We start from the raw sequence: 12,219 nt of genomic DNA on the forward strand, positions 1-12,219 counted from the left end.
CGGCGGATCTCCGCCCAGTCCTCCACCTTGATCACCCTCCAGAGTGAACTGCAAGAGGGGTCAGATTTCGGCCGTCGCCTGGGGGTCAGTATTCACGCGTCGTCGACATCGGACGGCCGGCTTGATCGACGCCTTGACCCACGCTGGACTTATACACCTCGAATGCGCGCCCAACTACAGCTGTAGCGTCATCATGCTTTCCCGATTCGCCCGTCTTGCAGTAGTGGAGAGGGAGCAAGATGGGCGAGCCGGTAGTGTACAAGCGGTGTGGTCGCTTAGCTCAGGACAGGACCTGCCCCGATCTGGCTGACGAAGATCACGGTTCGTGGTACTTCGCGATCCAGGTATTGGGCCCGAGCGGACGTAGGGAGCGGGTACGGGGGGCGACTTCCGCATCGCAGAGCACGCCTTGCAGGTCGCCCGCGAACTCTGCGCCTGCCGATAATTACGTCCGCCCAGGTCATGACTCTGCGAGGGCTTCGCGTGGCGTTCGCGAGCTCTGGTCACCCGGGAGACGGAAGCGCGTACGGCAGGATGATCCGCTGTGCTGCTTCGCCTGGCCTACCTGACCGTCACGAACACGTTCGCCGCGCTGCGGTTGCTGCCCATGGCCGATCGGGACAAGGACGTGGAGATACTTGCTCTGCGTCACCAGATCACCGTCCTTGAACGCCAGCTCGGCGCCGACACCAGAGTGAGATTCGCGCCCGAGGACCGAGCCTTCCTTGCCGCGCTTCTGACGTCGCTGCCGCGCGAGGTCCTGTGCCGGCTGCGGCTCCTCATCCGTCCGGACACGGTTCTCCGCTGGCACCGCGATTTCATGCGACGTCGTCATGCCCGTACCTGCCGGCCGAAGCGGCCTGGCCGCCCACCCATCGTCCGCTCTATTCGCGCCCTCATCCTGCGCTTGGCGCGAGAGAACCCTGGCTGGGGCTATCGGCGGGTGCATGGTGAGCTCGCCACACTCGGCATCAAGATCGCGCCGTCCACGGTGTGGGAGATCCTCAAGCAGGCCGGTCTTGATCCGGCGCCCGAGCGGGCGTCCACCACGTGGGCCGACTTCCTGCGCTCGCAAGGCGACGCCCTGCTGGCCTGCGACTTCATCGAGACCATCACTCTCAACGGGCAACGCCAGTACATCCTGGCGGTGATCGAGCACGCCACCAGGCGGGTCCGTGTGCTCGGCACCACCGCGCACCCGAGCGCGAGCTGGGTCATCCAGGCGATCAGGAATCTCGTGATGGATCTGCACGATGCGGACTGCCGGCCGCGCTTTCTGATCCGAGATCGGGATGGGAAGTTCCGAGCACATCAAGCCCTGAACCAAGCAGCCCCGCTGCGCACCGTCCCCGATCCGATCACGGACCCAGAGCGAATCATCGACCTGAAGGTCCGCCGACGAGACCGGCTCGGCGGCGTCCTCCATGAGTACTCACAAGCGGCGTGACCTGCATGGATGGAATTGTTGGCAGGCGCAACCTCCGCCAACGCCTCCTGCGCGCCGATCATCAAGGTCGGAGGACAGTCCCTGTACGCCATTCGCTTCTACGCCAAGAGCGCCGAGATTCCCTTCGGACTGCTGCGCAGCCGCAAGCCGTTCAACGATCCGGCACTGCGAGAGGAGCTTCGGCAGCGGCTCAACGATGCACCCGGCGTGGACATGCCCGTCGCCAAGCTGGAGCTGTATCCCTCCATCAAGAACAGTCAGCTGGCGAGCGTCGCGGTGTTTGACGTGGTCGTTGCGGCGCTCGACTGGTTCAGGGCCGCGGTGACCGCATCGGCAGAGTAGGAGGGGGGCGAATCCGTGGACCGTCTCTCGGGACGGTGAAGCAGCGGATCAAAATCTCCTGGAGGCCCTCCAGCCACGCGAGTGCTGATCGACGAGCTCACCCGGTGAAGGATCTTCGCCGGGTGAGCGAAACAGCTGAGGGTGAGCCGTCGATGACCAATTTTCAGCCCGTATCTCACGCGTCAGGAGGTGACGCTTGCCGATCCTCCTCAGGATCCGGCTCCGTGAAGAGTCCTGCTGCCATGGCCGGATCCAGGGAGCCGTCATCCGCTGGGATCACCCCGGGATCTGTGGATTGCGGATCCGCGACAGCGGAAGCCTCGTCCTCGACCTCTTCCGCGAGCGTCGGCAGGACGTATTCCTGGCCAAGCCCCGCCAAATGCAGCGGCAGGGGCAGAGCGAGGGCCTGCGGGTAGTCCGGCGGCTGACGCAGCTGATGGACAGCGAGCGCCAGCGATTCCGGATCGTCACCATCGTCCTGATGGCATCCGAGGACGGCGATTTCCACCAGCCCGGGATTCCAGCCGGGGATGTTGGTGTCAATCCTGGTACCGCCCTTGTGCTCGCCGGCGCGGCGGGGGGCCAGTTTGTCGGCCTCGATGGCCGAGGTCCTGAATTGTGCCGGCTTGGGCGTGGTGCTGTAGAAGACCCGGCTCGCGCCGTCGCACTGTGGCACCCACAGGTGGGACGGCAGTCCGTTCGCCTCATCCCTCGGGTTGACGCCCCACCACTGAGGGGTCTCCCGGCCTTGCGCGGTTCGCACGCGGACGAGCCGCAGGTTCGGGTGCAGCCGACGAGCCGGCGCGTGGCCGTCGCGGATGCGGTCTGGTTCCACGTGGCCGTCCTGCAGCCACGTCCAGTGCGAACGGGCGTTCTGCCCGTAGGCGAGGAACAGCGTGGGAGCGCCGCGCAGGGAGCGCAGCATCTTCTGCAGCCACTCCTCCGTGTCACGCCGCTGCTTGTCCATGGCGCGGTAGTAGCTGCCCGGCTCGCCGTTCTCGGTGCCGGGCACGGCGACCTCCGCGAGCCGCGTCAGCTTCAGCAGCAACGCGGGGTACGGGATCCACGCATTCGACTCGGAGTCCCATCCCTGGACACCGGCGATGCCACTGCCCGATCGTTGCGGAGTCACGAGCACAGCGATCGGGACGTACGCTGCCCACCGATTGCGTGCCGTGCGATTCTTCCTAACGAGCCAGACCGCGGCGTACCGCAGCCCGACGGGCAGTTTCTCACCAAGGCCATGTTCGGGGTGCACCCGGATGCCGAGCTGGCGCAGGCCGTCGTCCCAGGCCATGGAAACGCGGTGATCGAGTGTCTTCACCGAGTCGTATCGCCCGGCCTTCATGGGCACCGTCACGAACTGGGTGACCGCGCCAGCGTCCGCGAAGCCGAGCCTGAGCGCGAACTTGGGGTCGTGGTCGCCGGTCTCGAAGTCGGCCCTGCGGTCGAGTTCCACCAGCGCCAGCGTGGGAGCCATGCCCGTGATGTCGTCGGCCAGCCAGGAGCAGGCGCTGGTACGCCGGTCACGGACGGCCGCGCCGATCGCTGAGGAGGTACGGGGCTTTCCCTTCGGCGGGAGGGCGAGCCCTTCTCCGAGGCCGGCCGTCAGCTTGACACAGCGCAGTCGCACGGTGAGCTCGGCGGACTGCCACTCAAGGGTCACCGGGTCGCCGGGACGTGCGGCCTCGTACTGCGCCTCGGTGAAGACGCCGCCCTCGCCCTTCAACCCAAGGCGTTCGACGAGTCCCGTGATCGCGGCCTCGCGTAGCTCACGAGTCTGCCAGAGAAGTCGTGCCTCCAGTGTGGGAAGCGTTCCCGGATCGGCCTCCGAGGCTAGCAAGGACATCGCGAAGGCTGCGCCTACCCGCCGTTCCTCCGCCCTGCGGGCGTCTTCTTCAGGCTTGTCCTCCTTCTTCACGCCGGTGGGAGGAGCATTGAGGGGCTTGGCGGACCTCACTCGCCGCGTGCGGACCAATGCGGAGCTCGCCCGCACCTCGGTAGGGAGGGCTTGCTCAGCCCACTCGGTGAGCTCAGAACGCTGATGCGACATGAGGCCCGCCCTGACCTGGTGGCCGCCCATAGCCGTGCTGTACACGATGCCCGCGCGCAGCCCCTGGTCCAGCCACTCCTCCGGATGGGAGAGGATGTCGTCCGCGCCGGGGAAAGGCTCGGCTAGCGAGATTCCGCGCACGATGCCGGTCGGTCCGCCGTTCACCCAGCCGGTGGTCCACTCTCCTCGCTCCTTGTCCCAGCGGCGTTCCACCTTGGCCAGCGCGTAGCGCTCACTGAGCGGGGCACCCAGCAGGTACGGCACCCGCGGCCGCAACAGCACAGTCGTCCTGCGCCGGTACGGCAGGTGGACCCTGCCGGTCGCCGAGCTGACCCGCGTCGCCCAGCGACGGATGCCGAAGTGCAGGTGGAAACGGGGGAGTGGGTCGAAGGGAACGGTGTGCAGGGTGATGTTGAGAACGACCGAATACCACCAGGTACGCGTTCCGGACAGTGCCGGAAGTGGTTGAGAGACCAGTTCGGCGCCCTTGTCGCGAGGGCCGCGGGGCACGGCGCGGAAATGGAGCCGGCCGGCCGCGTGCTCGTACGGACCGAGGGCCAGGACGCGTCTTGCCAGCCAGTCGGTGTTGAGCGGGAATTGGTGTGGGAGGGGTGCGGCAGTGCCGCCGACAGGGGTCGTGGGGCAGCGGAGCAGCTCGGCTTCGACCGGTTCCCAGATGGGCGGGGATGCCGCCAACTCGGTGCGGACGTCCTTGAGGAAGGCGCGGTGTTCCGGCTCCGGCCGTAGGTCTCCCAGCCAGCGGTCCAGCAGCGCACGGAAGGCAGGGTCAGGCAGCGGGTCCGCAACTTCTTCGGGCACGTACAGCCAGTGCTCGGACGGACGGGGCAACACTAGGAGGTCGGGAGCGAATGCCTGGATCACCTGCTCGAAGCGGGAGGTGGGCACCGTGCGGTAGAGCTCGGCTCCTTCGGGGCGGCCCAGGTTGCAGAGCGCGAGGATCGCGTCGCGCCAGTTCTCGGGGAAGCGTAGCGCGCGGTAGCGGCCCACCATGGTGGCGTCCGGCGAGACGGGTTGCCAGCAGGAGGTGCGGATGGAGTCGTAATTGACGGGCACGGTGTCCTCAGCGGTGGTGTTCGAGGTTGGACAGGGCGTTGTACAGCGGCTGGTAGAGCAGCCGGGCGAGGGCCGGGTCCGCCGGGTCCGGGAATGCTGCAGAGTCGGCTCCGGCGTCGAAGTATGGGGTGAGGATGAGGCGGAGGGCTGTGAGGAGGCCGTCCTCAAGGGGGACGGGGCCTGTGGCGCCGGGGGACAGTGCGCGGGCCGTCTTCGGGGCGAAACTGGCGTCGACGAAGACGACCCGGGCGGGCACCCCGCCCCGTACGAGTCGGCCGATGACCTGCCACATGGTGACCAGCTGATCCCATGCGAAGGCCCGCTTCTCCCAGGGTGACAGCCGTGAGTAGACGTAGCGCCGGGACAGCAGGCGACGCCATTCCTGCCGCGCCTCGTGGCGGAAGTCGAGCCCGGCCCGGTCGAGCCCGGCGGCCTTGGCGACGAGCTCGCCGAACGTGGCCGGACCCGTGCGGTTGTCGGGCCGTCTCTGGTCGCGGACGAAACGGCAGACCCAGTCGTTCACGGCGAAGATCGCCAGCGCCAGGTCGTCGGGACGGGGATGGGGCCGGGCCAGGAACAGGGCGGTGCCGAAGGCCGCGTTGCGCTCGGTGTTGAGGATGTTGTGCCCGCGCTCGACCGCCAGCAAGGGCGCCACCAGCATTTCGGCATCGTAGTCCTCGGCGAACATGGCGAGGTCGCCCCGTCGCAAGGTGATGGCGTGCTCGGCTATCGCAGGGTCCGTGCCGCGTACGGACTGATCGAGGTCGGCGTCGTCGGCGGCCAGGACCCGTACCCTGCCTCGCCAGCGGTCCAGTCCGTGCAGCGTGTCGGCGACGGCGTTCGCCTCCTTGTAGCTGCCGACGAGCAGGATGGCTCGGCGCCGGTTGTCGTCTCCGACGAGGGCCAGCTCCTCCTCCAGCGGGCTCGCTCCGCCACCTCGTCCGGGGCTGCCCAGGCGCATGGCGAGAGCCCTGGCGGCCGCCGGCCGTACCTTGGGGTCGGTTCCGGACAGGCTCATGGGCGTTCCGTCGGCGTCATAGAGGAAACGCGTGGCGAACCGCGACCTTCCCACCGCGTCGAGCGAGCGATCCGACGGCATGAGCACGGCGCCCACAGGCGCCAGGACGTGGGCGCGGGTCGAGGCTCCGGCCCAGCTGGTGCCGGACATGAGCACCACGTGCGGGCCCGGGCGTCCCTGCCCCGAGTCCGCACCCAGGTCGTGGAGGGAGAGAAGCAGTTCCCGGCCCACGCCCGCGCATCGGAAGAAGCGCAGGGTGCCGCTGTTGTTGCCGTCTTCGTCGCGTTCCCGCTCGTCCGGGAGGTACTGGAAGCCGAGGACGTTGCCCATCGGGGCCTCGGGGATGAGCGGTGCATAGTCGAGCGGCGGTCGCCTCGCCAGTTCGTTGCCGGTGGAGTCCAGTCGGAGGGCGGCCTCGACCTGGGGCCAGAGGAACGTCAGGCGTTCCAGGCGCTGGTGGAGAGCCGACAGCACGAGCAGGAACTCGAGCCGCCTGCAGGTCAGGTCGCGCCAGCCGTCGTCCCGCGCGGAGGCAGGCGTTCCCTGGATCAGCTTGTTCAGCAGAGCCTTGACGCGGGCGCGGGTACGGGCCGTGTTGAGGGTGTGCAGGAGGTCGCGCGTGGTGTCGATCAGGTCGTCGGTGCTCGTGTCGTATGGGCCGGAGTCGCCCAGCGGATCGTCACGGAAGGCGTCCAGGAGTTCAGTGAGCTGTGAACGGAGAGAGTCCCGGAAGATCCGGCTCTCATCGGCGTCGGTCGAATCGTCGTCATAGGGCTCGTACAGCTGGTGTTCGTCGTGCACGCCTTCGGGACCCAGGTGCTGCTCGTCGAACCAGTCCCCGAGCAGCTTCTCCTGCAGGGTCCACGGGCTGAAGTACTCGATGTCCGCCCAGTCACGCAGCTCCTCTTCCGCGATGAGCAGCCGGTAGAGCCGGTCTGTGGCGGCGGTGACGACGGTCAGCGCCGAGTTCCACCGCTCGATGTCCTGGTCGGTGAGAGGCAACCGGCCGCGGCGCGAGAGCTCCTCGATCTTGTGGGTGTGCAACTGGTCGAGCCAGGATTCGGGGCCCGGGGAGACGAGCGTCGCCGAGGGGGCGAAGACCTCGTCCAGCTTCATCTGGACCGAGTCGGCCTCGTCGACGATGACGATGTCGCTGAGCAGGCAGGCGAGTTCGAGATAGCGCAGCAGCTCCTCGTTCAGGTGCTGCGGGACGGCGCTCTGCACGAGGCTCGCCGGGTTGGCGACCCAGATCAGCCCGTCGACGAGGTTGCGCGCCGCGCCGTGACGCGGGCATCTTGCCCACACCGGGCAGCCGCGCTGGCTGCCCCACAGTTCGTCGGCCGGGCGCCTCTGCGCGACCTCGCCCGGCTGGTACGGCTCAGGCAGGACGATGTCGGCAGTGTGCTGAACCTTCCGCTGCTCCGGGTAGAGAGCGGTGCACGGCGCGTCGGCGTACCGCAGAGGCTGGATGGCCTCCGTGCCGCGCAAGGCATCGATCACGCACGCGGTGCTGAGGTCGTCAAAGCCCGCCGCGTCGTGATCGAGAAGGTTGTCCAGGCCGCGCGAGGCGAGCCGGCGATGCAGCCGCTGCACATGGGTCTCACGCGTGGTGGGCCCCAGCACCGGGACGGCGGGCAGCTCCAGGCCGTTCAGCAGCTCGCAGAGCCGCAGCTGCTCGGCGACGTCGCCGACGACGAGGGTGACGCGCAGGTCCCGCCGGGCGGCCCAGACCGCGACGAGCGTCATCAGCGTGCTCTTGCCCGCGCCCACCATGCCGGCCAGATGCATGAGCCCGTTGAGGTAAATGTCGTCCCGTTCGCTGAAGTTCCGGCCGTCGGCATCGCGAGGCGCGAACCGCAGCTCGCTGATCCTCTCCTCCCAGTTACCGGGTCGCTCCACGCCCAGCTTCCGTTCTCGCTTATCCATCCATACGGCCGTGGCGAGCAGCTCGGTGCGCTTGATCGTCAGCGGAACACCTTTGCCCGGTCGTCCCTGCGCCAGGTCGTGGCCAGGGACCGGATCGAAGATCAGCGCCTCAGGGATGGTGACCGAGGTGGGGCGGCGGCGATCCATGAAGCCGCTGCGACCCGCAGGAGCAAGTGGAAGCGGCTTGCGCGCGTGTTGCGGCAGCCGGGCGAGCGCGTCGTCGTAGGCCGCGACGCGATCGAACGCGATCGTCGGGATCAGCGGGAGGGCGGGGCCGCCGTCCTCCGGGACGTCGTAGGCACGCAACCTCGCGGGCACCTGGCGGTACAGATCCAGTGCCTGGTGCCAGGCGCGGCGCCGGCGCAACGTCCAGAGCAGGTGCCGGGCGGCGATGAGCATCGTGTCGTGCTCAGTTGTGCGGGCCAGGCCGGCCGCCTGGGCGAAGGGGTAGCCGCCGAGCAGCGTGTATACGCCTTCGGCGGGTTCTTCCGGGGCCAGCCGCTGCAGGAGCCGGAGGGCCAGTTCGACCTGGCACAGGTGGGCCGGTTTCATGCCTTGCAGCGCTACGGTCAGGCCGTTCCAGACCTGACCCAGTTCGCGGCTGACCGGTCGGTGCCAGCTTTCGCGGTCACGCACGAATGTCCCCCTTATGTTTGCGGACCTGGGCCCTGGCCCGTCTGATCAGGTCTGTGTCGGTGAGGAGAGGCAGGTCGCGGGCCTGGGAGGGGCGGTTCCGCTCGTATACGGAGACGTAGTCCCGCCTGGCCGCGACCCGGTGGTGGGGTACGACCCAGAACGCCTCGTCGTACGGGGGCTCCTTTGGGACGAGGCGGGCCGAACGGCCGAGGAAGAGCGGATTCGCCCAGTCCTTCACGTCGATGGCCCAGCGGTGACCGTTGGGAAAGGTGACGAGCAGGTCGTAGGCGTCATAGCCTGGCCACATCCGCACCGCCAGCCCCAACGCCGTCAGCTCCTTCTCCAAAGCCGCCTCGGCACGTCCAGGCCCGGTGACGAACTGCCGCACCGGCCGCTCGACCTGGTGTACCTCGCCCATCTCCTCCGGACGCAGTCGCCTGCCCAGGGGAGCCGGTCCCTGGCGGCGGCAGCGGTCGCGCTCGCACCACCACTCCCCGCCATGGACGGGGGTGAGTAGTGTCAGACAGCGCCCGCAGCAGACGTATTCACCGTCGTACCGATAGCTGTCGGGAACCGGGAGGTAGATGCGCCGAATCAGTTCGTGAACCGGCTCCAGGACCAGGTCGTTGAGGACCTCGAAGCTCTCCGGCGCGGTCAGGACGGGGCGGTTGACGAGCAGGCCGCGGAAGGCGGTGTAGGCCTCCTCCTCGCCGAATGCCCGGCACAGGCGCAGCGCGGTGTGGATGATCTCACGGTCACGGAAGGCCAGTGCGCTGTCGCGGGTGCGCTCGGCCCATTCGTGGCAGAGCTCGGTCGGCCGCCCGGAGTCCGCGTCGAGCAACCGGTCCTCCGGGCCGATCGCGTCCGCGGGAAGGTCGACCGGCCAGTCGGCGAGGGGCACTTCCTTACACCAGGACACGAGTTCGGTGAGGCTCGCCGGGGATGTGGCCTCCCTGAGCAGACAGGCGAGGACCGTGCGGTCCAGCGCTCGCTGGGCCTCCGGCGGGTAGGGCAGGGTAAACGCGTCAAGCCCGGTCTGAGCGTCGAGCGCGAGCATGGCGCCGGCCAGCGTACGGACCAGTGGAATGCCTTGGTAGGCGGCCCAGTCCGCGGCGGCGTCAGGCAGCGTGTCAGCGGTCATCGGGGTTCTCCTGACGCAGCGCACCAGCGGCGGACTTCACAATCGGCGCAATGGTCGCCGGGAGCGGGGGAGTAGGTCTCGTCGCTCGCCCATCCGGCGGCGAGCCCGGCGACGATCTCACGTGCCTCGTCGCGGGTGGCCTGGTCGAACGGGTCGATCTCCTCGCAGACCGAACCGTTCTCCCGCAGGATCTCCAGCTCGATCCGCGACCGGCGAGGATCGCCGCCGGGGACGCCGGCAGCCATCAGCAGGACGGCCAGCGCAAGCTGCGGATATTCGCGAAGCAAGGAACGGCCTTCCCAGGTGCGACGCGACGCGGTTTTCGTCTCGCGCCACACCCAGCCACCCGCTTCGGTGTAGAGCAGGTCGGGGTCGGCGATGACGACCACATCAACGACCGGGTCGTAGGCGGCCAGACGCCACTGGGGACGGACAAGTTCGCTCCCGGGCAGCCCGTCGAGCGGGCAGAAGGCGCGATGCTCTTCGACCATGCGAACAGCGGGGCCCAGCTCCTCCTCTGTCAGGCCCGACAGCTCGGTAGGAAGTGGAACGTTCCGGCAAGGAATCCGGGTATCTTGGCCGTGCCGGTCGTTCAGGTAGGCGTCGACGGCGCGGCCGCGGCGGATCGCCTCGTTCTCGGTCCGGCCGTCCTTGATGTACAGGGCCCGGGTCAGATGGAAGCGCGCCGGGCAGGACTTGTAGGCGCGCAGGTCGCTGATGGAGACGCTGCGCCGCTTGCGGGGACGGCGAGGGGCGGGTACACCGAGCAGCCCTGCAACTTCGGGAAGAGCTGTGCAGCCGAGGAGTCCTTCACAGGTGGTGCAGTCCGACCCCGGGCGCAGTGCCCGCCCGTCGAGGACGGCGGCGTACCGCTCCTTCGCATGTTCCTCGAACTGACGTACTGCCTCTTCGGCCTCCCAGTCCGCCAGGACGAGGGGCTTGCCGTCCGCGAGGCCGACGCCGATGACGCGGACCCGCTGCGGCTTCACCCCATCGGTCTCGACCTTCCGGTAAGGCTCGCCGAAGGACGCGCGAGCCGGTACCCCGGTCGCCGCGATCGCGGCGGCGGCCGCGATCTCCGCCTCCGATCGGTTCTCCTTGGCCGAGCCGATGGACGGAATCCAGATTTCCCGCGCCGAGCCGTCCTGAGTGGCGTACCTTCGGCACCAGGCGGTGCGCTCGTACTGCACAACCCCCCTCGTGTCCGGCTGGCGCAGCCGACTCAGTCCCACCCACTCGGTGGTCACGGGGAACGTGACCGGGTATCCGGCGGCCTCGTGCCGTGCCCGAGCGGCGAGGTAGGTCGGCACGGCTTCGAGTGCCCACGCGCGGTGAACGGGGTGGCAGTTGCGGGTGTGCCAGCCGTCCGTCAACGCGGCCTGCACGCTGCTGCCATTGTGCTCGATCGCGTCGAGCATGCTCTGCACCGGTGTGAAGAAGAAGTCCTGGACGGGCTTCCTGCGGGAGCGTTCGGGGGTCTGCGTCAGGAGCGGGCGTGCCCGCAGGGCCCGTCCCCAGGCACAAGCGTCCGCTTCCGAGCGCAGCAAAGGCAGGCCGATCCTGACCACGTCGGATCGGCCGCTGAGGCCGGAAGGCATCGGGAAAGTGCTCACGGTCCTAGAGAAGCGGACTCTGTGAACTAAGTCAAGCGATAGTCTGTATTCTGTAAGGGGAACGCCAAGTGTGAACGCCAGGCAACAGGGGAGACGCAGTGCGGCCAGGAGACGTGCTCTTCGAGAGGTTCCGGATCAGCGCCACCCTGAAGACGGGTGGCATGGCGCGCGTATGGCTGGCCGAGGACCTGCACACAGAGGAGACGGTGGCGGTCAAGGAGCTTGGCCGCGACTACTGGTCGTCGCCATACGACGCCGATGAGCGGAGTGTCCGCAGCGAGGCGTTCATGCGCTTCGAGCGTGAGCGTGATCTCCTGGACAAGTTCGCGGGCCCGGGCATCCCGCGCCTGCTCGACCACGGCCGTTTCCGTGGGGAGCCGTGCCTGGTGATGGAGTTCATCCCGGGGAAGAACTTGCGCGACTTCCTCTCCCAGTACCGGCCGCCGCCGATCGTCGCGGCCGCCGCGGTCGGCGTGCAGATCCTGGAGATCCTCGACAGGATCCACCAGGGCGGCGTCGTGCACCGCGATCTGAAGCCGCAGAACGTGGTGCTCGCGAGCAACGGCGCCGTCCACATCATCGACTTCGGCATCGCTCTGCCCACCGACCCGCAGGCTACCCGCTACACCTGCCACGGCCACACCCCCGGCAGCACCGGCTACATGGCTCCGGAGATCATCCGAGGAGTGAAGGATCCGACCGTTGCCGCCGACCTCTACGGCTTCGCCTGCATCCTGTACGAGCTCATCACCGCGAAACAAGTGTTCTGCGATCTTCCTGACCGGAGCGTCGAGGAGCGGCACCGCAGCGATCCTCCGCCACGTCTCGACCCCGCGCAGTACCCTGTGGGCGCCGACCTGGCCAATCTGATCCAGGGGATGTTGCAGAAGGAGCCCGCGATCAGGCCGAGCCTGGCCGACGGGCTGGAGGTGCTGCGCCGCTACCTTCCCCGGTTCGGTAACCCCGCCC

The 12,219-nt window shown here is 68.3% G+C and carries 7 protein-coding genes; 3 read left to right on the forward strand and 4 right to left on the reverse strand.

The window, feature by feature from the left end:
- The first annotated feature begins 544 nt into the window (after positions 1-544).
- Together FAF44_RS45165 and FAF44_RS45170 are read left to right on the forward strand one after the other, a co-directional pair.
- Complete coding sequence (locus tag FAF44_RS45165) at positions 545-1,447, forward strand: helix-turn-helix domain-containing protein (protein ID WP_237109615.1); 903 nt, start codon at positions 545-547, stop codon at positions 1,445-1,447.
- Positions 1,448-1,456: 9 nt separating this feature from the next.
- Positions 1,457-1,789, forward strand: coding sequence for a hypothetical protein (locus FAF44_RS45170; RefSeq protein WP_237109616.1), 333 nt, complete (start codon positions 1,457-1,459; stop codon positions 1,787-1,789).
- Positions 1,790-1,964: 175 nt separating this feature from the next.
- Here the strand turns inward: FAF44_RS45170 and FAF44_RS45175 are convergent, their stop codons facing one another.
- Genes FAF44_RS45175 through FAF44_RS45190 form a run of 4 tightly spaced genes read right to left on the reverse strand, consistent with a single transcriptional unit; the run spans position 1,965 to position 11,250 of the window.
- Positions 1,965-4,916 carry a DUF3962 domain-containing protein gene (locus FAF44_RS45175; protein ID WP_237109617.1) on the reverse strand — a complete coding sequence of 984 codons (2,952 nt, stop codon included), beginning with the start codon at positions 4,914-4,916 and terminating at the stop codon, positions 1,965-1,967.
- 7 nt (positions 4,917-4,923) lie between these two features.
- Positions 4,924-8,496, reverse strand: coding sequence for a hypothetical protein (locus FAF44_RS45180; RefSeq protein WP_237109618.1), 3,573 nt, complete (start codon positions 8,494-8,496; stop codon positions 4,924-4,926).
- A complete protein-coding gene (locus FAF44_RS45185) occupies positions 8,489-9,637 on the reverse strand; it encodes a hypothetical protein (protein ID WP_237109619.1) in 1,149 nt (382 codons plus the stop codon). Before FAF44_RS45185 ends, FAF44_RS45180 begins: the two co-directional genes overlap by 8 nt.
- Positions 9,634-11,250: a PD-(D/E)XK nuclease family protein gene (locus FAF44_RS45190; protein WP_237109620.1), complete on the reverse strand. Its 1,617-nt coding sequence runs from the start codon at positions 11,248-11,250 to the stop codon at positions 9,634-9,636. Before FAF44_RS45190 ends, FAF44_RS45185 begins: the two co-directional genes overlap by 4 nt.
- Before the next feature lie 113 nt (positions 11,251-11,363).
- Between FAF44_RS45190 and FAF44_RS45195 the strand changes: the two genes are divergently transcribed.
- Positions 11,364-12,219: serine/threonine-protein kinase (locus FAF44_RS45195; RefSeq protein WP_237109621.1), on the forward strand; the 856-nt coding region annotated here is incomplete at its 3' end.

Source organism: Nonomuraea sp. MG754425 (assembly GCF_021699195.1).
Taxonomy (GTDB): Bacteria; Actinomycetota; Actinomycetes; order Streptosporangiales; family Streptosporangiaceae; genus Nonomuraea.

What these genes read in the sequence shown, in the direction of transcription:
- FAF44_RS45170 (WP_237109616.1), top strand. Translation starts at nt 1,457, where the DNA reads ATGGAATTGTTGGCAGGCGCAACCTCCGCCAACGCCTCCTGCGCGCCG.
- FAF44_RS45185 (WP_237109619.1), bottom strand. Translation starts at nt 9,637, where the DNA reads ATGACCGCTGACACGCTGCCTGACGCCGCCGCGGACTGGGCCGCCTAC.